Genomic DNA, 23,007 nt, shown 5'->3' with positions numbered 1-23,007 from the left:
AAAGTGGGCGCCGCTGCGGGCGCCCACGTTGACACAAACAGAACGGACCTGGCCGGCTCGAGGGCTGGCCGTGTACGTGCGGCTGAGCTGGCAGCCGCACCGGCCGTGAACCGGCAATCAGCCCGACGATGCGCGGGTTGTTATCAGGAAAGGCGTTTGATTGCTCGGAGTGCGCTATCGCCGGATTCCGTTACACGCCATTGTTCATTGCCCGAGGCGAGCCGCTCCAGTTGCACGAGCTGGCGTTCGAGGAGGGCGTCGAGTTCTTCTCGCTCCATGTCCACCTGATTGGGAGCGTCCTTGACGAGCAACAACGTGGCGAATTCGTGCGGACTCAGCATCGTTTCTCTCCATGTCAAGCAAACGCGGACAGCCTCGACGGCGACTGGCATGCATGGCGACAGCCATGGCCGGGTGGTCCGCAAAAAGATGGGGCGGGAGGTGCAGCTACGACAGGTTTACTTAGCACCAGCGGCACGCGGGCACGCAATGAACGCCGGGGAACTGGAGTGTAGTCAAGCAAACGTTAAACACCAAACTGGCCCCTGCAAATTTTCCCTTTGACAAGCGCTCCCCACAGAGGCGGTTATTCGCCGCGGCCAAATCCTTGATTTCACTTGAAGTTTTGCGTGCGCTGCAACATGTCCGCAACTGCCTGGTCAACTGGCCACGTACACCTGGCAATTGGCGGCGGTGAGCGTCTCCGCCATGTCAGGCGGCGGGGCGGCATCGGTGAAGAGCGCGTCGATCTGGTCGAGATGTCCCTGACGAACCAGCGCAGGACGGCCGAACTTCGAACTGTCGGCGGCCAGAAAAACGGTGCGTGCGTGGTGAATGATGGCTTCCGCCACGCGCACTTCGCGCGTATCGAAATCGCGCAGGGTTCCGTCGGGCTCGATGCTCGAGGTGCCGATGATCGCGAAATCCACCTTGAACTGGCGGATGAAGTCGATCGCCAGTTCGCCCACGATGCCCTTGTCCCACGGTCGTACGATGCCGCCCGTCACCAGCACTTCGCAGTCGGGATAGCCGCTCATCATGCTCGCGACGTTCAGATTGTTGGTAATCACGCGCAATCCGCGATGCCGGTTGAGCGCGCGCGCGACTTCCTCGGTGGTGGTCCCGAGATTGATGAAGAGCGACGCCTGGTCGGGAATGTGAGTGGCCACTAGCGCCGCGATGCGCCTTTTTTCGTCATGGAACATGCGCTGTCGCGCGGTGTACGAGACGTTCTCGGAACTGGTCGGCAGGCTCGCGCCGCCGTGATAACGACGCAGCAGATTCATGTCGGCGAGCCAGTTGACGTCGCGGCGGATCGTCTGCGGTGTCACGTCGAAGTGTGCTGCGAGGTCGTCCACGGTCACGAAGCCGTCGCGTTGCACCCACTCCAGCAGTTCCTGTTGCCGGGCATTGAGAGTGAGGCGGGGGTCTCGGGTCATGGGTCTCGGTGATGAGTTGTTATCGGCCTGCCGCAGTCGGCGTGGGCGGGATGCGTATGCGAGTGTGCGTGTATTGTAAGACCATCGCGCGGGTCGTCTGCCAGGTCGTGCGACATGCATAAGCCTGCACGCGCCGCACATCGACGCATCCAGCGCGGCAGCGCGTTTATCCATGCGATAAATGGATTTGTGTTTTGCCGCCGCTCGCGCTGCAATCGAAGATTTTCTGTTCCGTCCGCGTTTCGCCTTTCCGCCATCGGAATTGCGGAGCGCGGTCACGCGGTGGCCAGCATCGTCGCCCATAAGTGGGCTGCAGCCGTTCCGGAATTGAAGGATCAGCCGGGGTTCGCGTCCACCTTCATGCCTCGCGGACGCGCGCCCGAAGTGAGCGAACTCGTGCGTTTTCCCGGCCATGGCAAGACGCTGCGCAAGCTCGCGGAGCAAGGCCCGCGCGCGTACTGCGAAGGCGAGATTGCCGAGCGAATCGCGGCGTTCTCGCGTGAATGCGGCGGCGCGCTGACCGTCGACGATTTGCGCAACTATCGCGCGGATTGGGTCGAGCCGATCGGCAAGGACTATCGCGGGTACACCGTGCACTAGATTCCGCCGACGGGCAGGGCATCGCGGCGCTCATCGCACTTGGCATCCTCGAACAGTTCGATGTGAAGGAATTGACGGTCGACAACGTAGAGTCGCAGCACCTCCAGATCGAGGCGATGAAACTTGCGTTTGCGGACGTCTATCGCTACGTTGCCGATCCGCGTTCTATGGAAGTGACGCCGGAGCAGATGCTCGACGACGCCTATCTTGCGTCGCGTGCGAAGCTGATCGATCACAAGCGCGCCACGCAATTCGATTTCGGCATGCCGAAGGCGGGCGGCACCATCTACATGTCGGTGGCGGACGAGCGTGGCATGATGGTCAGCTTCATTCAGTCGAACTACATGGGCTTCGGATCGGGGATCGTGGTGCCGGATACCGGTATCTCCATGCAGAACCGCGGCTGCGGATTTTCGATGGATCCGAAGTCGCCCAATGTGGTGGAGGGCGGCAAGCGGCCGTTCCACACCATCATCCCGGCCTTCCTCACGCAGCAGGTGAACGGACAGCAGGAAGCGGTCATGAGCTTTGGCGTGATGGGCGGCGACATGCAGCCGCAGGGGCATTTGCAATCTGTCGTGCGCATGCTCGACTACGGTCAGCAGCCGCAGGCCGCGTGCGACGCACCGCGCTGGAAGGTGAACCGCGACTTCACGATCGACATTGAATCGACGCTCGACGCAAAGACGGCAGAAGGGTTGCAGAAGCTCGGCCACACGATCAAATCCGTCGACGATCCTTACATGGATTTCGGTTCCGGCCAGTACATCTGGAAGCTCGATCGCAGTGATCCGGAGCGTGGTTACGTGGCCGCCAGCGACAGCCGCCGCGACGGTTTGGCAGCCGGCTTCTGAGGCCCGTCGGCGCGTTTGCAGCGGGGTGCGAGAGGTAGCTGGACAGGTGGCTCGAAGAATCCGTACCCCGTAACTTTCGAATCACGGTTTGTCGCGTTTTGCGTAGCAAAGCCAGCTCGTTGAGCTGGCTTTTTCGTGCGCCGTGCAATCGAGCTTGCCTCACCGAAACTTTCGTCTATCGTGAAATTGGAACCCTGGCCGATCGGTACGGTCAGTGCTGGGTTGTCTGCAGAGTTGCGAAACAGCGGCTAAGATGCAGACACAAGGGGTTAACTCTAATTCACGGCGCTGTATCCGACACGGCGAACCGCAACGCGAGGTAGCGCGATAGCAGCGGTTCCAAGCATGCTCCACGAGTCGATACAGCTTTCGGAGCAAGACACGATGCACACAGAGCTGAACCATGTCATGCCCTGGCGGATCGAGGACATAGACCTCACGCGCATTGATCGCCAGAAAGCGGTCGCGAACGAAGACCTGTTATTGCTGCTGTGTGCCGCTTCATTTATTGAAAGCGGCACCGATCTTTACACCAGTAATCTGAGCAAGTTTTTCGACGGCGATCCGGAAGTTTCCGCGTGGCTCAACAACGAGTGGGAGCCCGAGGAAATGCAACACGGCCGCGCCCTCAAAACGTATATCGCTTACGTGTGGCCAGAATACGATTGGGACACGGCGTTCCGTAATTTCATGGACGAATATTCGCTAACGTGTTCAGTGGAAGATTTCGAAAAAACCCGCGCGCTTGAAATGGTGGCGCGGTGCGTCGTCGAAACAGGTACGGCCACGCTGTATCGCGCGATTGGCGAGTGTTCGGACGAGCCGGTGCTCAAGGAGATTACCGACAACATTCGTACCGACGAGGTCCGTCATTACAAACACTTTTTCAAGTACTTCAAGAAGTACAACAAGATCGAGGGCAATGGCCGGCTCGCGGTTCTGGGCGCGTTAATGCGTCGTGTAATGGAGATCAAGAACGAAGACTCGGAAATCGCGTTGCGTCATGTGTTCGCGATTCGTTATCCGGAGCGGGTGCGCGACCAGGCTTACAACCGCGAGCGGGCCGCGCGGATTAATGCGCTCGTGCGGCGTAATCTTTCCGCCGACATGTGCGTGAAAATGCTGCTCAAACCGCTCGATTTGCCGGCGAAAATTCAGCCTGGGGTGCATTACCCGCTCGCCAAGATCACGCAGCATGTGTTTTTCCGTTAACCGGTAGTGCGAACCCCGGCAATTCGCCGGCGTACAAGATGGCCCGCCTATGCGGGCCATTTGTGTTTCAGGGCATCATGGAGGCTTGCCTCTTAACCGGACCCATGCGATGAGCGATTCCTCCTTGCCCCAGCGCCCGCTCGAACAGACTGCATTCGACGAATGGCCCGACGCGGTTCGTGCGCTATTCGACGGCTCGTCGCTCGCGAGCAAAGCGGGGTTCACGGCCTCGCTGCTGACCGTCGATGCGAATCAGCATATCCGCACATCGCTGCTCGGCGCTGGCGAGTTGTATGCGCCCGATTCGCGCACGCTGTGTATCGCGCTCTGGCCGCAAGCCCGGGCGGCGCGCGCAATCGCGCAAAGCGGGCGGGCGGCATTGAGCTTCGTCCTGGAAGAGGCGTTTTATCAGGTGCAGTTGCTCGTCGCGCCGCTGCCGCCCGCCGATGGCGACGACAGCGGTCTCGTCTATATGAGCTGCACGATCGATTCAGGCGAAACGCAAAGCGTGCGCTACGCGCGCCTGACAAGCGGCATTACGTTTGAACTGGAAGAAGGGGCGGAGAAGGTGCTCGACCGATGGGAGCGGCAGATCGAGCAGCTGAAACGGGCTGCGGCGTTGGGGGGCTGAGGTGAGGCTTGGCGCCGGTGCTGCGGCTGTGTTGGCTGCGTGGTGACGAGGAGGGCTCTGGGGCCCTCTGGCCCGTATAGTGCGCTTTGCGCGTGGCGGCTGATGGTGAGGCTAGATGGCATCTGAGCTGGCTGCCGGGCTTGACGGCGGTAGTCGGCGGCCTAGCTGAGAGCCGGCAACCCCGCAGCCTCAACCTCCAACCTCAACGACCACGCTGGCCGCTGCGCGCCGGATTGCCACCGCGCGGCGAGTCGTTGCGCGACTTTGCGCCGCCGAGCAATGCACCCGGATTGCCGCTCTGCGGCTTGCGCGGCGCGTGCTGCGCGCCGCTACCTTCATGAGCAACAGCGCGCGGACGGTCGTCCTGACGCTGACCGTCGCGGCGCGGCTGGCCACCGTTGCCGGCCGGCTTCGCGGCTTGTGGCTTCGGCTGCTGCTGGCCGTTCGCCGGGCGTTGCCCCGAGCGCTGCGCTGGCTTGGCGGCACCGCCGTTGCCAGCCTTCGCAGCGCCTTGACCTTGACGCGGCGAACGACCGCCGCCGCCACCGCCCTGGCCCCGGCGCAAAATCGGTTCCGGCTTCGCGGTCGGATCCGGTTCGAACCCGGCGATCACTTCCTGCGGCACCGGACGCTTGATCAGCTTCTCAATGTCCTTCAGCAACTGCAGTTCGTCGACGCACACCAGCGAAATTGCCTCGCCCGTCGCACCCGCGCGACCGGTGCGGCCGATCCGGTGGACGTAATCTTCCGGCACGTTGGGCAGATCGAAATTCACGACGTGCGGCAACTGATCGATGTCGATACCGCGCGCGGCGATGTCGGTGGCGACCAGCACCTGCAGCGTGCCGTCCTTGAACTCGGCAAGCGCACGCGTACGAGCCGACTGGCTCTTGTTGCCGTGAATCGCGAGCGCGCTGATGCCGTCTTTGGTCAACTGTTCAGCAAGGCGATTGGCGCCGTGCTTGGTGCGCGTGAATACCAGCACTTGAAACCAGTTGTGCTGCTTGATCAGGTGCGTGAGCAACTCGCGCTTCTTGTCGCGATCCACCGGGTGAATTTTCTGTGCGACTGTTTCCGCGGTCGTGTTGCGGCGCGCGACTTCGATCAGCGCCGGCGAGTCCAGCAGATTGTCGGCGAGCGTTTTGATCTCGTCGGAGAAAGTAGCCGAGAAGAGCAGGTTCTGGCGCTTCGGCGGCAGCTTGGCCAGCACGCGTTTGATGTCGTGGATGAAGCCCATATCGAGCATACGGTCCGCCTCGTCGAGCACGAGAATCTCGAGATGCGACAGGTCGATGGTCTTCTGCTGCATATGGTCGAGCAATCGGCCAGGCGTCGCGACGACGATGTCCACGCCGCTTCTGAGCGCACCGATCTGCGGATTGATGCCGACGCCGCCAAACATCACCGTCGACTTCAGCTTCAGATACTTGCCGTAAGCGCGCACGCTTTCTTCGACCTGCGCGGCCAGTTCCCGCGTAGGCGTGAGGATCAGCGCGCGCACTGCACGCTTGCCAGACGCGGATGAGTGCGGCGGCATGGAATTGAGACGTTGCAGGATTGGCAGCGTGAAACCGGCCGTCTTGCCGGTGCCGGTTTGTGCGCCAGCGAGCAGATCGCCGCCGTTCAGCACAGCGGGAATCGCTTGCGTCTGGATGGGAGTCGGAGTGGTGTAGCCGAGTTCGTGTACAGCGCGGACCAGGGGTTCGGACAAGCCGAGGGAATCAAAAGACATAGAAACTCTTTGCAATGCAGTTTCGCGAGCGGCACACGTGGGCCCCCAGCGGGCACAAATGCGGCATGAACACGCCGCATGGCGTGATCGAGATCAAGGCCGAAGCCCAGTTCCGTTCGCAGAGAAATCGGCGGCACGCTCGGATGCGTGCCGAATGCTTCAACGCGCTATGCAGACACGTTGACTGGCCTTAAGTTGCATTTCGCCGCCGTGGACGTTACGCGACATAGCGCGCAACGCTGACGAATTGACACAGACTGCCCGCCAGTACGAACAGGTGCCAGATACCATGTCCGTGCCGGATGCGCTCGTCGTTGATGAAGAAGTAGATGCCGGCGCTGTAGATGACTCCGCCGGCCACGAGCCAGGCAGTGCCCGCAGCCGGTAATGCTTGAACCAGCGGGCGGACGGCAACGAGCGCGAGCCATCCCATCAGGACATACAGCACCATCGAAACGCTGCGGGTGCGTCGCCCGAGCGTCAGTTCCTGCACGATGCCGAGAGCAGCAAGCCCCCAGCTTACGCCGAACAGCGACCATCCCCACGGCCCGCGCAACGTGACAAGCGTGAACGGAGTGTAGCTTCCGGCGATCAGCAGATAGATCGCCGAATGGTCGCATTTCTGCAGCACTGCCTTGATACGGGGACTGCGCACGCTGTGGTAAAGCGTCGAGATAGCATACAGCACGAACAGCATCGCACCGTACACGCTGAAGCTGACCACCTTGTATGCGTCGCCCTCTACCGCACCCATCGTCACGAGCGTAGCCAGCCCCGCCACCGACAGCACGGCGCCGACGAGGTGGGTAATGCTGTTGAAACGCTCACCGACATGCACGGGTCTTTCCTCCTGCACGGTTTCATTGAGGCATGTGTTGCCGAAGCCTCATGATACCGGTCCTCAAAAAACGAAGGGCGCGGCCGCGAATTTCGCAGGCCGCGCCCCTGGTGCATCGAACGCTGCTTAGTCGAGCGGCGCCGAACGCAGATCCGACACTTGCTGCGGCGACACGGCCGTGCCGTGGTTGCCCCACGACATACGGATATACGTGACGACAGCGGCTACTTCCTGATTCGACAGCGATTGCGCGAACGGCGGCATGCCGTACGGATGCGGATTCGCGTCCGTGCTCGGAGGATAACCGCCGTTCAGCACCATGCGGATCGGGTTGACCGCCGACGGCATCTGGATCGACTGGTTGTTCGCGAGCGGCGGGAAGGCCGGCGGCTGGCCGAGGCCGTTGTCCGCGTGGCACTTCGCGCAGTTGTCAGCGTAGATCTTCTGACCTTGCTTCAACAGTTCGCCGCCGAACTTTTCGGACGTTTCCAGTTGCAGCGGTTCCGGTGCTTCGCTCTTCTGCGGAATCGTCTTCAGGTACGTGGCCATTGCGTTGATGTCGGCATCGGTCATGTACTGCAGGCTGTTGTGAACCACTTCGGCCATCGGGCCGAAGACCGCACCGCGGTTCGATACACCCGTTTTCAGCAGATCGGCGATGTCTTTCGTTTCCCAGTCGCCGAGGCCTGCTTCCTTGTTCGAAGTGAGCGACGGTGCGTACCAGTTCTGCAGCGGGATCAGGCCACCAGCAAAAGCCGCCGAGCTGACCGGGCCGCCCATTGCGTTGATCGACGTGTGGCACATGCCGCAATGGCCGAGGCCTTCGATCAGGTACGCGCCGCGGTTCCACTCGACAGACTTGGTCGGGTCCGCCTTGTACTCGCCTTCACGGAAGAAAAGCGTGCGCCAGCCGATCAGCATGTTGCGCTGGTTGAACGGGAACTTCAGTTCGTGCGGGCGGCTCGGGACGTTGACCGGCGTGACCGAGCGCAGATACGCGTAAATCGCATCCGAGTCGGCGCGCGTGACCTTCGTGTAGCTCGTGAACGGGAAGCCCGGATAGAGCAGGCTGCCGTCTTTCGAGCGACCGGTGTGCATGGCGCGGTAGAAGTCGTCCTGCGTCCACTTGCCGATACCGTACTGATCGTCAGGCGTGATGTTCGGCGTGAACATCGTGCCGAACGGCGTGGCCATGGGCAGGCCGCCGGCGAACTGCTTGCCGCCGCGGACCGTGTGGCAGGCGATACAGTCGCCGGCGCGGGCGAGGTATTCGCCCTTCTTCACGAGCGCAGCCTGGTCGGCGGGCGTTGCCGCCACGGCCGAGCCGTTATGCAGATTGTCGCCGCCCGACCACAGGACGGGAACGAGTGCAGCAGCCGCAACAACGACAACTGCCGAGAGGGCGAACAAAGACTTGCGTTTCATTTGAGTGTCTCTCCCGGTGCCTTATTGCGGTTCGCTGCCGCAGGCAAGCGGAGTCTTCATCGAGCGGGCCGGAGCCGGCACGGGGTTTTGTGGGGCCTGTTGCGTGGAAAGCCAGGCAGCGACCGCGTTCACGTCTTCGTCTGTGAGACGCGTGGCGATGGTGTGCATGCAATCCGGTGCGATTGCGTGGCGCGTGCCCGAACGCCATGCGCCGAGCTGCGCGCTGATGTAGTCGGAGTGCAGACCGACGAGGCCCGGGATTGCCGGCTCCATACCGGTCAGACCCTTGCCGTGGCAGGCGGCGCAAGCCGGAATCTGCTTCGACGCGTCGCCGTTCAGCACGATCTGCTGGCCGCGAGCGAGCGTGGTCGACGACACCGTCGGCTTGGCCGGCTGCGGATAGGGCGGACGTTGTTTCGAGAAGTACGTGGCGATCTGATGCAGGTAGTCGTCGGAAAGATACGTGACGAGGTAATTCATGGGCGGGTACTTACGGCGCCCTTCGCGGAAATTCTGCAACTGGTTGTACAGATAGTCGGCCGGCTTGCCCGCGAGACGCGGGAAGTAGTCGTTGTCAGTACCTTGACCGTGCGTGCCGTGGCAGGCCGTGCAACCTTGCACGCGCGCTTCCATAGTATCGGGGGCCTTCGGTTGAGTCTGCGCTTTCGCAGCGCTATAGACACCCGCGGAGCCGATCAGCAGAAGGGCAAGCAACGGGCGGAAAATGCGTCTTGAAGACACGCGTAACTCCATCAAAATCGGGGACCTGACCGAACTTCGAGCGGCTCGGTGTGAAGGGCAGCCGGCGCTGCGGCGACGCAGCATTCTATCATCGAAGGGTGATGATGACTATTTGCCACATTCGACAAGCTTGCGGCCGTCACAGGCGTGCGACAGTTTGACGCGTATCGCCATACCGAACCGCCGCGACTTTCAGACTTCGCTGCGTCGTGCACCGTTGCAATCCCTGTACCCGGCGAACTTTTGTCCGCTCGATGTTGAACCGACCCGCGTGCATGCCATCGAAGCGTACACTTCCGGGCGCCGAATCGCGGACGAGATCTGTCCGCGGCCAGGGACCCGGTTCAACCGGTCCGGCAGGCGCCCGCCGTTTTCCCGTTCATCCGCTATCGGCCTTACATGAAGCTAATCAATTTTTTCAGACCGGCGTGGTTTTCGTCCGCGCTCGGCGCCGCGGCGCTCGTTATGACGTCCTCGGCATTCGCACATGCGCATCTCGTTTCCAGCGAACCCGCAGCCAACGCCGAAGTCGCGACACCTGCAGAGGTCACCCTGCACTTCAGCGAGCCGCTCGAGCCGGCCTTCAGCAAAATCGCGCTGAACGACACGAACGGCAAGGCAGCCGCGCCCGCTGCGTCGCAAGTCGACAAGCACGACGCGCGTGTCATGCATCTGCCGCTGCCGCAGTTGGGCGCGGGACGCTACGCGGTGCACTGGACCGCCGTGGCAACCGACGGTCATCGCACGCAAGGCGACTTTGCGTTCATCGTCAAATGAGCGTCGACGGATTGTGGATCGGGCAGGTCGCCATGGCCGCGCTCATGAATGTCGCGTTTGCGTTTGCCGTCGGTTCGGCATTGCTCGGCGCGTGGCTCGCGAACGACGCCAAGGCGAAGATCGCGCCAGGGCGTGCCGCCTGGTTGCGCGCGCAACGTTCAATGCTGACGGCGAGCGTCGTCCTGGTGCTCGCGGACCTCGGCTGGCTGTTGTATCAGGCGGCGTCGATGAGTGGCGTTGCGCTTCCCGCCGCATTTGCCTTCGTGCCGACGGTGCTCACCCAAACGCATGTCGGCTACGGCTGGAGCATTGCGTTCGCGGGCGCACTGGTGTTGCTGGGCACGGCAATGACGGCTCATAGCGGCATGCTGCGCAACGCGCTGCTGTGGCTCGCGGTGATCGCGATCGCCGCAGGCAAGGCGTCGCTCGGGCACGCGGTGGACGCGGGCCCGGCATCCGCGGCCATCGCAATGCAAACGCTTCATGTGCTCGTGACCAGCGTGTGGGCCGGCCTCGCGATTACAGCCGGATTGGCGGTGTTGCCGGCGCTCGGCTTGTCGACCGCTCGCGGCATATTGATCCGCACAGCGACGCAGGTGTCGAACGTGTCCGTGGTCGCGGTGGGATTCGTGCTGCTCTCAGGCGTCTTCAACGCGGTGCGTGGCTCCGGTGGCTCATTCGAGGCGATCGGGTCGAGCACATGGGGCCACGTTTTGATCCTCAAGCTTTCGCTTGTCGCTCTCGCACTTGTGCTCGGCGGCCTCAACCGCTTCCTTGCGCTTCCGCGTCTGCGCCGTACTGCATCGACGATGGACGCCCATACGTTCACCAACGTGCTTTATCTGGAAGCGCTTGCCATGATCGGCGTTCTCGTCGCTGCCGCGGCGCTGTCGCATAGCGTGCCGGCGTTCGCGATGGTGAACTGAGTTCTATACGCGAGATCACCGGCGCCACGGCGTGGGCCGTATTGCCAGTAGGCGTCAGTGCATCCGCGTAAGAATGCGCCGCACGGTTTCAACGTGCGGCGCAATCACCAACTCGAGTGAACAACCGCGTGTCGAGTATTCGACCGATCGACCAATTCATTCCAGACCCAGCCGGTGCCCGAGAATCGGCGCACAAAATAGCGCGATTGCGCAGCCAGCTACTTTGCCTTCGAGTTCGGCTGCTGCCGCATGGGCGCCGTAGACATGCATGAGCAGATCGAAAAGCTGAGGGACGCAATACACGACGGCGGCGACGACAACCCATTTTTCAATCGCCGCGATGCGCCAGCCGCGTTCATACGCAACGGCCGCGCCGATCACGCGAAGCACGCCGAATAGCACCAGCGCGCCGACGGCCGCCTGCTCGCGCAGCAGATAATCCGGAATGAATTCGCCCATGAGACTCCCCGATGCATTCGTTGTTCGGACGCATTTCAGCAAGGAGCAGGCCATGCATCTGTCTGATGGCGAACAAAGGGCGAACAAGCCTTTCGGGCAAGGCCGGGGCGACGCAAGTCTCAGCGCTGTGATCGGTCACGGCGCCCAAAAGAGAACGCCGCCCGCAGGCGGCGTCAGTCAGCAAGCGAGTGAAGCGATTACCACTCGGCGACGCTGCCGTCCGCGTGACGCCAGACCGGATTGCGCCAGCGGTGGCCGACCTTCGCCATCTCGCGTACTTTCTCCTCGTTCACTTCGATTCCGAGGCCCGGACCTTGCGGAATCGACACGAAGCCGTCTTCGTATTTGAAGACTTCCGGGTTCTTGATGTAGTCGAGCAGGTCATTGCCCTGGTTGTAGTGAATCCCGAGGCTTTGTTCCTGGATGAACGCGTTGTAGCTCACGGCGTCGATCTGCAGACAGGTTGCCAGTGCAATCGGGCCGAGCGGACAGTGCAGCGCGAGCGCGACGTCGTAGGCTTCGGCCATCGACGCGATCTTGCGGCACTCGGTGATCCCGCCCGCGTGCGACGCGTCCGGCTGGATGATGTCGACGTAGCCACCGGACAGAATGTGCTTGAAGTCCCAGCGCGAATAGAGACGCTCGCCGAGTGCAATCGGCGTGTTCGTCTGATTGACGATGTCACGCAACGCTTCTGCGTTTTCCGAAAGCACCGGCTCTTCGATGAAAAGCAGCTTGTACGGGTCGAGTTCTTTCGCCAGCACCTTGGCCATGGGCTTATGCACGCGGCCATGAAAGTCCACGCCGATGCCGATGTTCGGCCCTACCGCCTCGCGCACGGCCGCAACGTTGTTGATGACGCCTTGCACCTTGTCGAAGGTATCGATGATCTGCAGCTCTTCTGAGCCGTTCATCTTGACGGCCTTGAAGCCGCGTTCAACCACGGCGCGCGCGTTGTTCGCGACGTCGCTCGGACGGTCGCCGCCGATCCACGAATACACCTTGATCCGGTCACGCACCTGGCCGCCGAGCAGCGCGTGCACCGGCACGCCGTGATGCTTGCCCTTGATGTCCCACAGTGCCTGGTCGACGCCGGCAATCGCGCTCATCGTAATCGGACCGCCGCGATAGAACCCTGCGCGATACATGACCTGCCAGTGGTCTTCGACCAGAAGCGGGTCTTTGCCGACCAGATAGTCCGACAACTCCTCGACCGCTGCTGCGACCGTATGCGCGCGGCCCTCGACCACCGGCTCGCCCCAGCCGACGATGCCTTCGTCGGTCTCGATCTTCAGGAAGCACCAGCGAGGTGGAACGATGAAAGTTTCGAGCTTGGTGATTTTCATAGTGTGCGTCTCCGATCGCATGCCAAATTTTCGAGGATCTTCATGCTACAACAAAAGGCCGCTACAGTACTATTAATAGTACTATTCGCCACATGTTGAGCGGCCTCGCCGCAAGGAGGAACCTATTCAGCACGATCTGCATGGGCGCGTCGCCCACAGGCTGGCCACTGCGATACTGCGCGGCGATTACGCGCCCGATTCGATTCTGCCGCGTGAGGCGGAGCTAATGGACGCGTTTGGCGTGAGCCGCACGGTGTTGCGCGAGGCGCTGCGCACGCTGACGTCGAAAGGGTTGATCGAATCGCGCCCGCGCGTAGGCACGCGGGTGCGGCCACGGCACGCGTGGAATCTGCTCGATGTCGACGTGCTCGACTGGTATTCACGCGTCGCCGAGCCGATGCAGTTCGCGCTCAAGCTGCAGGAAATGCGAGAGATGATCGAGCCGTATGCCGCGGGTCTCGCGGCCGCTTCACATTCCGACGAGACATTCGGCGCACTCGCGGCCGCTCACGCCGCGATGGCCGGTGCGCGTAACGTCGATGAATGGGTGCGGGCCGATCTGCAATTTCACCTGAGCGTGTTGATTGCGTGCAGCAATGAACTGCTGATACCGCTCGGCACGCTGATCGAGCGCACGCTCGAGGCACAGCTTCGGCTGAATGCGAAACGTGCGGACGTCTTCAACGCTTCGCTCGCCGAACATACGGCGGTGTTCGAGGCGATTCGCGACCGCGACGCGCACGCCGCGCGCGACGCAATGGCGCGCCTGCTCAGCGTGACGCGCGCCCGCATCGAGGCGTGACCGGTTCATCGCCGCATGTGCCGCCTGCGCGTCTTGCGTCTAATGCGTCTGGCGGAGTGTCAGTAGTGACGGAATGACCGGCAGCGTCGCGGCGACGAATGTCAGCGTGAGGTCGTTCAGATAAGCGACTATTGACGCCAGCGACGCGGTTCCAGCCGCTGGCGAATTTTCGACTGGAACGGCGGGGTTGAACGGCGTCGAAGTGACCGCCAGCGCCGGTGTCAACGACGCAACTGGCGCAGCCGCTTCCGGTCGCATGCTATTTCGCCTCGGAGCCTGTAGCCGTGCCCGACGGCGGCGCAAGTTCATAGCAGCCCGGCGCGTTTTTGCCCGCTTCCTTACCAGCTTCCGGCGCTTGTGGATCGATGCACTTGAAAGCGCTTTGATCGCGCTGCACGAAAATGGTGTCGGCGGAACCGCCCGCGCCGCGAGCCGTATTGACGACGGCGACGATCTTGTAGCCGTTTTGCAGGAGTGTCGACAACGTGGTCTGACTTGCTCGCCACTGATTGTCGGTCGATTGCGCCAGAACGGCAGTTGCGGAAGCGGCGCCGAGAAGCGCGATCGATACGGCAGCCACGGCGCGCGCGGCGGTGCGGAACGTCATCAAGAAACCTCCTTGAAGTTGCGGGTGTAAAACAAAAAAGCCGCTGAACCTTGCGGATCAGCGGCTTTTTCTTGCAACTGGTGGCGAATCAGGGACTCGAACCCCGGACCTGCGGATTATGATTCCGTCGCTCTAACCAACTGAGCTAATTCGCCGAAAGAAGCGAGATTATGAGGATAGCACCGAGGGCTGTCAACCCCCGGCGCCCAACTTTTTCAGTTGCCGCCCGGGCAGGGCGCCTCAATCCTTCGCGTAGATGTCCGAGTCTTTGGTTTCACGGACAAACAACATGCCGATCACGAAGGTAATGAGCGCGATCACGATCGGATACCACAAGCCCGAGTAGATATTGCCCTTCGCCGCGACGATCGCAAACGCCGTGGCGGGCAGGAAGCCGCCGAACCAGCCGTTGCCGATGTGATACGGAAGCGACATCGACGTATAGCGGATTCGCGTGGGGAACATTTCGACCAGCATCGCCGCAATTGGTCCGTAGACCATCGTCACGTAGATCACGAGGATCGTCAGAATCACCACACTCATCGGCCAGTTGATCTGCGAAGAATCGGCCTTCGGCGGATAGCCGGCGGACTTCAGCGTCGTCGAAAGCGACTTGTCGAACACCTTGCCCTGATCTTTGGCGTCGGCGGCTTTGCCGTCATAGGTGGAGACCACCGTATCGCCGACCTTGATCTGCGCAAGCGTGCCCACCGGAGCGGCGACGTTTTCGTAGTTCAAGCCCGACTTCGAAAGCGCGCTCTTCGCGATGTCGCACGAACTCGTGAACTTCGACGTGCCGACCGGATTGAACTGGAACGAGCATTCGTCCGGGTTCGCGATTACAACGATCGGCGCCTTCGCCGTGGCCGTTTCAAGCGCCGGGTTGACATAGTGCGTCAGCGCCTTGAACAGCGGGAAGTACGTGAGTGCGGCGATCAGCAGGCCGGCCATGATGATCGGCTTGCGGCCGATCCGGTCCGACAGCGAGCCGAAGAACAGGAAGAAGGGCGTGCCGATCAGAAGCGCAATGGCGATCATGATGTTGGCCGTCGCGCCGTCCACCTTCAGCGTCTGCGTCAGGAAGAACAGCGTGTAGAACTGGCCCGTGTACCAGACCACGGCCTGGCCGGCCGTCAGCCCGATCAGCGCGAGAATCACGACCTTCAGGTTCTTCCACTGGCCGAAAGCCTCGGAAAGCGGCGCCTTCGACGTCTTGCCTTCGGCCTTGATGCGCTCGAACACCGGCGATTCGTGCAGTTGCAGGCGGATCCACACCGAAACACCGAGCAGGAGGATCGACGCAATGAACGGAATCCGCCAGCCCCATGCGCCGAACGCGTCTTCGCCCATTGCCGTGCGCACGCCGAGAATGACCAGCAGCGAGAGGAACAGGCCGAGCGTGGCAGTCGTCTGGATCCACGCGGTGTAGAAGCCGCGACGTCCCGGCGGCGCGTGTTCGGCCACATACGTCGCAGCGCCGCCATATTCGCCGCCGAGTGCGAGGCCTTGCAGCATGCGCATCGCGATGAAAATCACCGGCGAAGCAATGCCGATCGCCGCGTAGCCGGGCAGGAAGCCGACCAGGAAGGTCGACAGACCCATGATCACGATGGTGACAAGGAACGTGTACTTGCGGCCGACCATATCGCCGAGGCGTCCGAACACCACCGCGCCGAACGGCCGGACTGCGAAGCCCGCGGCGAAACTGAGCAGCGTGAAGATGAAGCCCGCAGTCGGATTGACGCCGGAGAAAAAGCTCTTGCTGATGAAGGCCGCGAGCGAACCGGCCAGATAGAAGTCGTACCACTCGAAAACCGTACCTAGCGACGATGCGAAGATCACCCGCTTCTCATCGCGCGTCATGGGCACGGGCGAAATGTGTCCGCCAACGGTAGCCATATGTCGTCTCCAATATTGATATGCACGCGGTGCGCCGGCCCGCGGCGTTCCCGTGCAACCGATTATTGGAGTGAAAACTTACGGCCTTCTGACATGAACGGCTACTGCCGCAGCTTTCGACACGCCGGCGGAATGTCGAGAAAATCCGTCAACTTGCATGCAATGTCGCGTAGTGTTGCAAGAACGCCGCCCATCTCGCTATCTGGCGCCCGTCGCGGTCAGTTCGCGTTAGGGTAAGTCCTGCCCCGTTCCAGCACATGCAAACTGACACGTACGAGCGTGCCCGCGAGCCGCGGGGAGTTTTGATAGACGTTGTCGTCGATAGTCAGCTCGCCGCCGTGCATCGTCGCAATCTCGCGAACGATCGCAAGCCCGAGGCCACTGCCGTCGCCCTCACGGCCGAGAATCCGGTAGAACCGCTCGATCACTCGCGACCGTTCGGCCACGGGAATGCCGAGGCCTGTATCTTCCACCTCCAGATGCACGAGCCGCGCGGCTTTCTCGTGCCGCACCCTGACCGTGATGCGGCCGCCCGCCGGCGTGTAACGAATGGCGTTGTCGATGAGATTCGACAACATTTCGCGCAGCATGACGGGATTGCCTTCGACTTCGACGGGCTCGTCCGGCGCTTCGTAGCCGAGATCCATCTGTTTGGCGAACGCTGCCTGCACCCAGTCGCGCACGGCGTTGCGGGCCACTTCTGTCACTTCCACCGGCGTAAAAATCTGTCCGGACATGCGGTTCTCCGCGCGAGCGAGCGCCAGCAACTGCGTGACGAGGCGGGCCGCGTGTTCCGAACTCGTCGCGATCTGCTCGAGCGAGCGATGCACTTCCGCCGACGCGTCCTGCCGCAACGCCAGCTCCGCCTGGGTCCGCAGGCCGGCAAGCGGCGTCTTCATCTGATGCGCGGCGTCGGCGATAAAGCGCTTTTGCAATTCCATGTTCTGTTCGAGGCGCGTCAGCAGATCGTTGAACGACGTGACGAGCGGCTCGATTTCCGGAGGCGCGCGACGCGCTTCCAGCGGCGACAGGTCGTCGGGGCGCCGCGCGCGGATATGCGCCTGCAATGCGTGCAGCGGCGCGAGACCACGCGACAGGCCGAACCACACGAGCAGGATGGCGAGCGGCAGGATCACGAACTGCGGCAGGATCACGCCTTTGATGATGTCGTTGGCAAGCTGACTGCGTTTGTCGAGCGTCTCGGCGACCTGCACGAGCACGGGCTCCGCGCCGGGCGTCTGCGGAAACTCGACCGTCGTATAGGCCACGCGGATGTCGTTGCCGCGCAGCATGTCGTCGCGAAATGCGACGAGCCCCGGTTGCGGCCGGTCTTCTTCGTGCGGCAGCGGCATGTCGCGCTCGCCGGCCACCAGTTCGCCTCGCGTGCCGAGCACCTGATAGAAAACACTGTCGACGTTGTCCGTGCGTAAAAAGTCGCGTGTGGAGTCGGGCAGCGTCAGTTCGGCCACGCCGTTGACTGGGTGGATCTGGCGCGCGAGCACATAGGCGTCGGTTTCGAGCGCGCGGTCGAACGGTCCGTTCGCGATCGACTTGGCGACCAGATACGTCACCGCGAGACTCATCGGCCACAACAGCAACAGCGGCGCGAGCATCCAGTCGAGAATTTCGCCGAACAGCGAGCGCGGGCGGGCCTCGGCGGCGGCTTCGGTTTCGTCGGGCGGAGCGAACGGATTGGCGTAGCGCTCGTCGCGCGCCTCGTCGAGATCCGCCGCGCGGGCCGTCGCGCGATCGGCGCGTGCGGACATGGGTGTGCTCTATTTATAGTGGTGGCTCGCCGGCATCCCGTCTGACTGCGGCGACGAAGGCGAAGAAGGCGGCTCGGGTTCGGGCTCGGCGGGCGCGGACGCGGCGGCATTCGGATTGGGGTTTGCCGGCGCGACCGCCTTCTCGAGACAGTACCCGAGCCCGCGCACGGTAATGATGCGCACGCCGCTCGGCTCGATTTTCTTGCGCAGCCGGTGCACGTATACCTCGATCGCGTTGTTGCTGACTTCCTCGCCCCATTCGCACAGATGATCGACGAGTTGCTCCTTCGAAACCAGACGCCCGATTCGCTGCAGCAGTACTTCGAGCAGTCCGAGCTCGCGCGCCGAAAGCTCGATCACCTGCTCGTTGATATAGGCGATCCGGCCCACCTGGTCGAACGACAGCGAACCGTGCCGCACGACCGTCGGGCCGCCGCCCGCACCGCGCCGCGTCAGCGCGCGCACCCGCGCTTCGAGTTCGTTGAGCGCGAACGGCTTGGCCATGTAGTCGTCGGCGCCGAGATCGAGGCCTTTGACCCGTTCGTCGACGCTGTCCGCAGCGGTCAGGATCAGTACGGGCAGATTGGAGTTTCGGGCGCGCAGGCGGCGTAGCACCTCGAGTCCGGACATGCGCGGCAGGCCGAGATCGAGAATCAGCAGGTCGAAACTTTGCATGGACAGCGCGGTGTCGGCTTCCACGCCGCTCTTCACGTGATCGACAGCATAGGCCGATTGGCGGAGTGATCGAACCAGACCGTCCGCGAGTATGCTGTCGTCTTCGGCAATCAGAATTCGCATGGTGCGCCAGCTCAAGGCTTGGCCGGCACCTCGGGTGTCCCCGCGGCGCACAGCGGTCTCCGAAAATTATTGTGGGTGGTTTGGGCAGCGCGGCGGTAAACATGCGCGTTCGCACGAGAATCGCGCTTGCCAAAACCACTGTTTTTTTATACAGTGTCTGGGTTTCGTGTGCTGTCCTTCAAAAGGTGGGCCGCACATCTGCCTCAGACGCCGTTCATCATAGCAAAGGACGATTCATGGAAGAAAGCAAGAAAGGCTCGGCTGGACTGACTGCTGAAAAGAGCAAGGCACTCGCTGCCGCCCTCGCGCAGATCGAAAAGCAGTTCGGCAAAGGGTCGGTCATGCGGCTCGGCGCAGGTGAGGTAGTCGAAGACATCCAGGTCGTTTCAACGGGATCGCTCGGCCTCGACATCGCACTTGGCGTCGGCGGTTTGCCGCGTGGCCGCGTGGTTGAAATTTACGGTCCGGAGTCGTCGGGTAAAACCACGTTGACGCTGCAAGTTATTGCTGAAATGCAAAAGCTGGGCGGCACGGCAGCGTTTATCGACGCGGAACACGCGCTGGATATCCAGTACGCGGGCAAGCTCGGCGTGAACGTGAACGACCTGCTGGTTTCGCAACCGGACACGGGTGAACAGGCGCTGGAAATTGCCGATGCACTGGTGCGTTCGGGCTCGATCGACATGATCGTGATCGACTCGGTCGCGGCGCTCGTGCCGAAGGCTGAAATCGAAGGCGAAATGGGCGATTCGCTGCCGGGTCTGCAAGCGCGTCTGATGTCGCAGGCGCTGCGCAAACTCACCGGCACGATCAAGCGCACGAACTGCCTCGTGATCTTCATCAACCAGATCCGCATGAAGATCGGCGTGATGTTCGGCAACCCGGAAACCACTACGGGTGGTAACGCGCTGAAGTTTTACGCGTCGGTGCGTCTGGATATTCGCCGCATTGGTTCGATCAAGAAGAACGACGAAGTGATCGGCAACGAAACGCGCGTGAAGGTGGTCAAGAACAAGGTGTCCCCACCGTTCCGCGAGGCGATTTTCGACATCCTGTATGGCGAGGGTATTTCGCGTCAGGGCGAGGTCATCGACTTGGGCGTGCAAGCCAAGATCGTCGACAAGGCCGGCGCGTGGTACAGCTATAACGGTGAGCGTATCGGCCAGGGTAAGGACAACGCGCGCGAATTCCTGCGCGAGAATCCGGACATCGCTCGTGAAATCGAGAACCGTATCCGCGAATCGCTCGGCGTGAATGCAATGGCTGAAGCGGTGACCGGCGCAGGCGCAGAAGTCGCGGGCGAAGAAGAGTAACCATTACGTGATACGCAAGGGCCGGCCACTGTCCGATACCGGACGCAACGCGGGCGGCCCGCGTAATGACGAGAACGAGTCGTTCGATCCGTCCGAATCGTTCGACGCGCATGATCGCGCTGCGGGCCGTGGCCCGCGGCGCGCCCAGTTCCAAAAACCGCCTGCTAGCCCAAATTCCGCAGATTTCGCGGACCCATTCGAGACTGCAGGAAATGCCACGGCTACCGAGCCCACGTACAGCCGCTCACGTGACTCACGCCGAGCATCCGCCGACGCGAAGTCCGGGCAAAACGAAGCGAAAAAATCCCAGCGTCCCGCACGTTCGCTTAAGGGGCGCGCGCTCGGCTATCTTTCTCGTCGCGAATATAGTCGCAGCGAACTTGCCTGTAAGCTGAAGCCGTTCGTCGAAGAGAACGACTCGCTCGATACGCTGCTTGATACGCTAGAAGCCGAGAACTGGCTGTCCGATTCGCGTTTCACCGAAAGTCTGATTCATCGCCGGTCGTCGCGAATGGGCACGAGCCGGATCGTCGGCGAATTGAAGCAGCATTCTGTCGATCAAACGCTAGTCGAAGAGGCGAGCGCCCAATTGCGCGAAACCGAGCTTGCGCGCGCCCAAGCGGTGTGGCGCAAGAAGTTCGGCGAACTTCCGCAGACATCGGCCGAGCGCGCGAAGCAGGCGCGTTTTCTCGCATCGCGCGGTTTTTCGGGCGCCACGATTGGCAAAATCCTCAAGGGCATCGACGAAGAATGGAGCGGTGAATAGGCGCAAGCTCGGGCGTAGTCCGCGACCGCGCACACAGGGTCGTCGAGCACGAAACCGGCTCTGGGCGGCCTGCAGGCCGTTAGGCCGCATTCGGGGCTGTCTCAAATACCCAGTATGCTAAAATTCACGCGTTTTCCAATTCGGCCTTTCCTTTCCGCATGCCGCTTTCCTCGCCAGTGCCCCGTCAATTGCGCCATCGCCGCGCAATCAGAGCGGAAGCTTTTGAGCGAGCCGATGGCCTGTGGGATGTGGAAGCGTGCTTGACCGACGAAAAGCCACGCGATGTGGCGCTTGCGTCGGGCGTCCGGCCCAATGGTCAACCGATCCATGAACTCTGGCTTCGCATCACCATCGATCGCAAGCTCAATGTCGTCGACGCCGAGGCGTCGTCCGACTGGGTGCCCTATCCCGGGCTATGCCAAGCCAGCAATCCTGCCTACCGTGCCCTCATCGGGCTCAATCTCCTTCACAACTTCCGTCGCGATGCTGCCCGTTTGCTGGCCGGCACGGCTGGTTGCACGCATCTCACCGAGTTGTGCGCGATCCTGCCGACCGCTGCTATCCAGGCGTTCGCCGGCGACGTGTGGGATACCGGTGACAAGACAGCAGGCGAGAGCGTCAGTTCAGAAAATGAGTCGGCCGACGGTACCGCCGAACGTTTAAACGACAAACCGCCATTCCAGTTGGGACGCTGCCAGGCGCTGCGTTTCGACGGGGAGGCAGTGCAGAAGTTTTACCCGCGCTGGTATGGCTATGCGCCACGCCCAGCTGACCGCCCGGCATCGCCAGACAACGGGGCGGCCCGCCAAGAAGGCAGGGGCAATGCGCCCGGCATGTTGGACGGTAGCGGAAACGAAGTTCAATCCAACTCTCAGACTGAAGGGAATCACGCATGAAGATTCACGAGTACCAGGGTAAGGAAATCCTGCGGAAATTCGGCGTCGCGGTACCGCGCGGCAAGCCGGTCTTCTCGGTGGATGATGCGGTCAAGGCCGCGGAAGAGCTCGGCGGCCCGGTTTGGGTCGTGAAGGCTCAGATCCACGCGGGTGGCCGTGGCAAGGGTGGCGGCGTGAAGGTTGCCAAGTCGCTGGAACAGGTTCGCGAATACTCGAACCAGATCCTCGGCATGCAACTCGTCACACACCAGACTGGTCCGGAAGGCCAGAAGGTGAATCGCCTGTTGATCGAAGAAGGCGCGGACATCAAGAAGGAACTGTATGTCGGCCTCGTGATCGATCGTGTTTCGCAGAAGATCGTCGTGATGGCATCGAGCGAAGGCGGCATGGACGTCGAAGAAGTCGCGGAAAAGACGCCCGAGCTGATCCACAAGGTTGCGGTCGATCCGTCGACGGGCCTGAAGGACGCCGAAGCTGACGACCTCGCGAAGAAAATCGGCGTGCCCGACGCATCGATCCCGCAAGCGCGCGCGATCCTGCAGGGCCTCTACAAGGCATTCTGGGAAACCGACGCATCGCTCGCCGAAATCAACCCGCTGATCCTGACGGGCGACGGCAAGGTCATCGCGCTCGACGCAAAGTTCAACTTCGATTCGAACGCCCTGTTCCGTCATCCGGAAATCGTCGCGTATCGCGATCTGGACGAAGAAGATCCGGCTGAAGTCGAAGCGTCGAAGTTCGATCTGGCGTACATCTCGCTCGACGGCAACATCGGCTGTCTGGTGAACGGCGCGGGCCTCGCAATGGCAACGATGGACACCATCAAGCTGTTCGGCGGCGAACCGGCGAACTTCCTCGACGTGGGCGGTGGCGCCACGACGGAGAAGGTCACGGAAGCGTTCAAGATCATGCTGAAGAACCCGAACCTGACCGCGATTCTGGTCAACATCTTCGGCGGCATCATGCGCTGCGACGTGATCGCGGAAGGCGTGATCGCGGCGTCGAAGGCCGTGTCGCTGAAGGTGCCGCTCGTGGTCCGCATGAAGGGCACGAACGAAGATCTGGGCAAGAAGATGCTCGCTGAATCCGGTCTGCCGATCATCGCGGCTGACAGCATGGAAGAAGCGGCTCAGAAGGTCGTCGCGGCCGCTTCGGGCAAGGCGTAAGCCTAGTCCACAGC

Annotated in this window: 22 protein-coding genes, 1 tRNA gene and 1 pseudogene; 10 read left to right on the top strand and 14 right to left on the bottom strand. The window is 62.0% G+C overall.

Going from position 1 to position 23,007, the window contains the following annotated elements; genetic code table 11:
* Positions 1-143: 143 nt before the first annotated feature.
* Together SB753_RS14765 and SB753_RS14760 are read right to left on the bottom strand one after the other, a co-directional pair.
* Complete coding sequence (locus tag SB753_RS14765; RefSeq protein ID WP_006049938.1) at positions 144-341, bottom strand: hypothetical protein; 198 nt, start codon at positions 339-341, stop codon at positions 144-146.
* A gap of 318 nt (positions 342-659) precedes the next feature.
* The gene (locus SB753_RS14760) at positions 660-1,439 is read right to left on the bottom strand and encodes a DeoR/GlpR family DNA-binding transcription regulator (RefSeq protein ID WP_027804832.1); all 780 of its coding nucleotides are present in this window, start codon (positions 1,437-1,439) and stop codon (positions 660-662) included.
* Between the two features lie 252 nt (positions 1,440-1,691).
* Between SB753_RS14760 and SB753_RS14755 the strand changes: the two are divergent.
* The 3 genes and pseudogenes from SB753_RS14755 to SB753_RS14745 form a co-directional block, all read left to right on the top strand.
* Positions 1,692-2,893: pseudogene (locus SB753_RS14755) on the top strand (gamma-glutamyltransferase family protein); the annotation flags it as partial.
* Positions 2,894-3,277: 384 nt separating this feature from the next.
* Positions 3,278-4,105, top strand: a complete 828-nt coding sequence (locus SB753_RS14750) for a ferritin-like domain-containing protein (protein WP_027804831.1) — start codon at positions 3,278-3,280, stop codon at positions 4,103-4,105.
* A gap of 109 nt (positions 4,106-4,214) precedes the next feature.
* Positions 4,215-4,736, top strand: coding sequence for a hypothetical protein (locus SB753_RS14745; RefSeq protein WP_410800504.1), 522 nt, complete (start codon positions 4,215-4,217; stop codon positions 4,734-4,736).
* Positions 4,737-4,938: 202 nt separating this feature from the next.
* Here the strand turns inward: SB753_RS14745 and SB753_RS14740 are convergent, their stop codons facing one another.
* The 4 genes from SB753_RS14740 to SB753_RS14725 all read right to left on the bottom strand — a co-directional run bounded on the left by SB753_RS14740 (position 4,939) and on the right by SB753_RS14725 (position 9,484).
* Positions 4,939-6,468, bottom strand: a complete 1,530-nt coding sequence (locus tag SB753_RS14740; RefSeq protein WP_410800503.1) for a DEAD/DEAH box helicase — start codon at positions 6,466-6,468, stop codon at positions 4,939-4,941.
* A 217-nt stretch (positions 6,469-6,685) separates the two neighbouring features.
* Positions 6,686-7,306, bottom strand: a complete 621-nt coding sequence (gene trhA / locus SB753_RS14735; protein ID WP_020069265.1) for a PAQR family membrane homeostasis protein TrhA — start codon at positions 7,304-7,306, stop codon at positions 6,686-6,688.
* Positions 7,307-7,432: 126 nt separating this feature from the next.
* Positions 7,433-8,731 (bottom strand): c-type cytochrome, encoded by a 1,299-nt coding sequence (locus SB753_RS14730; protein ID WP_131320061.1) that lies wholly within the window; start codon positions 8,729-8,731, stop codon positions 7,433-7,435.
* A gap of 21 nt (positions 8,732-8,752) precedes the next feature.
* Complete coding sequence (locus SB753_RS14725; protein ID WP_033379637.1) at positions 8,753-9,484, bottom strand: c-type cytochrome; 732 nt, start codon at positions 9,482-9,484, stop codon at positions 8,753-8,755.
* Positions 9,485-9,871: 387 nt separating this feature from the next.
* Here SB753_RS14725 and copC point away from each other — a divergent pair, with 387 nt between their 5' ends.
* Positions 9,872-10,249, top strand: a complete 378-nt coding sequence (copC, locus tag SB753_RS14720) for a copper homeostasis periplasmic binding protein CopC (RefSeq protein ID WP_410800502.1) — start codon at positions 9,872-9,874, stop codon at positions 10,247-10,249.
* Positions 10,246-11,175, top strand: coding sequence for a CopD family protein (locus SB753_RS14715; protein ID WP_410800501.1), 930 nt, complete (start codon positions 10,246-10,248; stop codon positions 11,173-11,175). The genes copC and SB753_RS14715 overlap by 4 nt, the downstream gene beginning before the upstream one ends.
* Before the next feature lie 156 nt (positions 11,176-11,331).
* Here SB753_RS14715 and SB753_RS14710 read toward each other — a convergent pair whose 3' ends face one another.
* Positions 11,332-11,634 carry a hypothetical protein gene (locus tag SB753_RS14710; RefSeq protein ID WP_410800500.1) on the bottom strand — a complete coding sequence of 101 codons (303 nt, stop codon included), beginning with the start codon at positions 11,632-11,634 and terminating at the stop codon, positions 11,332-11,334.
* A gap of 197 nt (positions 11,635-11,831) precedes the next feature.
* Entirely contained in the window at positions 11,832-12,980 is a 1,149-nt protein-coding gene (gene dgoD, locus SB753_RS14705) for a galactonate dehydratase (protein WP_410800499.1), read from the bottom strand.
* Positions 12,981-13,104: 124 nt separating this feature from the next.
* Here dgoD and SB753_RS14700 point away from each other — a divergent pair, with 124 nt between their 5' ends.
* Positions 13,105-13,782 carry a FadR/GntR family transcriptional regulator gene (locus SB753_RS14700; RefSeq protein ID WP_410800530.1) on the top strand — a complete coding sequence of 226 codons (678 nt, stop codon included), beginning with the start codon at positions 13,105-13,107 and terminating at the stop codon, positions 13,780-13,782.
* A gap of 39 nt (positions 13,783-13,821) precedes the next feature.
* Here the strand turns inward: SB753_RS14700 and SB753_RS14695 are convergent, their stop codons facing one another.
* The 6 genes from SB753_RS14695 to SB753_RS14670 form a co-directional block, all read right to left on the bottom strand.
* Positions 13,822-14,040 (bottom strand): hypothetical protein, encoded by a 219-nt coding sequence (locus tag SB753_RS14695; RefSeq protein ID WP_410800498.1) that lies wholly within the window; start codon positions 14,038-14,040, stop codon positions 13,822-13,824.
* A 1-nt stretch (position 14,041) separates the two neighbouring features.
* The gene (locus SB753_RS14690) at positions 14,042-14,389 is read right to left on the bottom strand and encodes a hypothetical protein (RefSeq protein ID WP_410800497.1); all 348 of its coding nucleotides are present in this window, start codon (positions 14,387-14,389) and stop codon (positions 14,042-14,044) included.
* A 78-nt stretch (positions 14,390-14,467) separates the two neighbouring features.
* Positions 14,468-14,544 (bottom strand) — tRNA-Met (locus SB753_RS14685).
* Between the two features lie 85 nt (positions 14,545-14,629).
* Positions 14,630-16,288 carry an MFS transporter gene (locus tag SB753_RS14680; RefSeq protein WP_020069256.1) on the bottom strand — a complete coding sequence of 553 codons (1,659 nt, stop codon included), beginning with the start codon at positions 16,286-16,288 and terminating at the stop codon, positions 14,630-14,632.
* Positions 16,289-16,506: 218 nt separating this feature from the next.
* Positions 16,507-18,054, bottom strand: a complete 1,548-nt coding sequence (locus tag SB753_RS14675; RefSeq protein ID WP_020069255.1) for a sensor histidine kinase — start codon at positions 18,052-18,054, stop codon at positions 16,507-16,509.
* Between the two features lie 9 nt (positions 18,055-18,063).
* Entirely contained in the window at positions 18,064-18,852 is a 789-nt protein-coding gene (locus SB753_RS14670; RefSeq protein WP_310067507.1) for a response regulator transcription factor, read from the bottom strand.
* 236 nt (positions 18,853-19,088) lie between these two features.
* Here SB753_RS14670 and recA point away from each other — a divergent pair, with 236 nt between their 5' ends.
* The 4 genes from recA (at position 19,089) to sucC (ending at position 22,993) form a co-directional block, all read left to right on the top strand.
* Complete coding sequence (recA, locus tag SB753_RS14665) at positions 19,089-20,165, top strand: recombinase RecA (RefSeq protein ID WP_020069253.1); 1,077 nt, start codon at positions 19,089-19,091, stop codon at positions 20,163-20,165.
* Between the two features lie 7 nt (positions 20,166-20,172).
* On the top strand, positions 20,173-20,931 hold the full coding sequence (gene recX, locus SB753_RS14660) for a recombination regulator RecX (protein ID WP_410800496.1): 759 nt from the start codon (positions 20,173-20,175) through the stop codon (positions 20,929-20,931).
* A 158-nt stretch (positions 20,932-21,089) separates the two neighbouring features.
* On the top strand, positions 21,090-21,827 hold the full coding sequence (locus tag SB753_RS14655) for a DUF2889 domain-containing protein (RefSeq protein WP_410800495.1): 738 nt from the start codon (positions 21,090-21,092) through the stop codon (positions 21,825-21,827).
* Entirely contained in the window at positions 21,824-22,993 is a 1,170-nt protein-coding gene (gene sucC, locus SB753_RS14650; RefSeq protein ID WP_020069250.1) for an ADP-forming succinate--CoA ligase subunit beta, read from the top strand. Before SB753_RS14655 ends, sucC begins: the two co-directional genes overlap by 4 nt.
* Positions 22,994-23,007 lie beyond the last annotated feature (14 nt).

Source organism: Paraburkholderia sp. SIMBA_053, assembly GCF_046534895.1.
In the GTDB taxonomy this organism is placed as follows: Bacteria; Pseudomonadota; Gammaproteobacteria; order Burkholderiales; family Burkholderiaceae; genus Paraburkholderia; species Paraburkholderia caledonica.
The sequence above is the reverse complement of the archived record's forward strand: the minus strand, read 5'-3'. Positions and strand labels throughout refer to the sequence as shown.

What these genes read in the sequence shown, in the direction of transcription:
- SB753_RS14675 (WP_020069255.1), bottom strand. Translation starts at nt 18,054, where the DNA reads ATGTCCGCACGCGCCGATCGCGCGACGGCCCGCGCGGCGGATCTCGAC.
- SB753_RS14740 (WP_410800503.1), bottom strand. Translation starts at nt 6,468, where the DNA reads ATGTCTTTTGATTCCCTCGGCTTGTCCGAACCCCTGGTCCGCGCTGTA.
- SB753_RS14695 (WP_410800498.1), bottom strand. Translation starts at nt 14,040, where the DNA reads ATGCGACCGGAAGCGGCTGCGCCAGTTGCGTCGTTGACACCGGCGCTG.
- SB753_RS14670 (WP_310067507.1), bottom strand. Translation starts at nt 18,852, where the DNA reads ATGCGAATTCTGATTGCCGAAGACGACAGCATACTCGCGGACGGTCTG.
- SB753_RS14715 (WP_410800501.1), top strand. Translation starts at nt 10,246, where the DNA reads ATGAGCGTCGACGGATTGTGGATCGGGCAGGTCGCCATGGCCGCGCTC.
- SB753_RS14690 (WP_410800497.1), bottom strand. Translation starts at nt 14,389, where the DNA reads ATGACGTTCCGCACCGCCGCGCGCGCCGTGGCTGCCGTATCGATCGCG.
- sucC (WP_020069250.1), top strand. Translation starts at nt 21,824, where the DNA reads ATGAAGATTCACGAGTACCAGGGTAAGGAAATCCTGCGGAAATTCGGC.
- copC (WP_410800502.1), top strand. Translation starts at nt 9,872, where the DNA reads ATGAAGCTAATCAATTTTTTCAGACCGGCGTGGTTTTCGTCCGCGCTC.
- SB753_RS14730 (WP_131320061.1), bottom strand. Translation starts at nt 8,731, where the DNA reads ATGAAACGCAAGTCTTTGTTCGCCCTCTCGGCAGTTGTCGTTGTTGCG.
- SB753_RS14745 (WP_410800504.1), top strand. Translation starts at nt 4,215, where the DNA reads ATGAGCGATTCCTCCTTGCCCCAGCGCCCGCTCGAACAGACTGCATTC.
- SB753_RS14765 (WP_006049938.1), bottom strand. Translation starts at nt 341, where the DNA reads ATGCTGAGTCCGCACGAATTCGCCACGTTGTTGCTCGTCAAGGACGCT.
- SB753_RS14680 (WP_020069256.1), bottom strand. Translation starts at nt 16,288, where the DNA reads ATGGCTACCGTTGGCGGACACATTTCGCCCGTGCCCATGACGCGCGAT.
- SB753_RS14725 (WP_033379637.1), bottom strand. Translation starts at nt 9,484, where the DNA reads ATGGAGTTACGCGTGTCTTCAAGACGCATTTTCCGCCCGTTGCTTGCC.
- SB753_RS14655 (WP_410800495.1), top strand. Translation starts at nt 21,090, where the DNA reads ATGCCGCTTTCCTCGCCAGTGCCCCGTCAATTGCGCCATCGCCGCGCA.
- SB753_RS14750 (WP_027804831.1), top strand. Translation starts at nt 3,278, where the DNA reads ATGCACACAGAGCTGAACCATGTCATGCCCTGGCGGATCGAGGACATA.
- dgoD (WP_410800499.1), bottom strand. Translation starts at nt 12,980, where the DNA reads ATGAAAATCACCAAGCTCGAAACTTTCATCGTTCCACCTCGCTGGTGC.
- SB753_RS14760 (WP_027804832.1), bottom strand. Translation starts at nt 1,439, where the DNA reads ATGACCCGAGACCCCCGCCTCACTCTCAATGCCCGGCAACAGGAACTG.
- SB753_RS14710 (WP_410800500.1), bottom strand. Translation starts at nt 11,634, where the DNA reads ATGGGCGAATTCATTCCGGATTATCTGCTGCGCGAGCAGGCGGCCGTC.
- recA (WP_020069253.1), top strand. Translation starts at nt 19,089, where the DNA reads ATGGAAGAAAGCAAGAAAGGCTCGGCTGGACTGACTGCTGAAAAGAGC.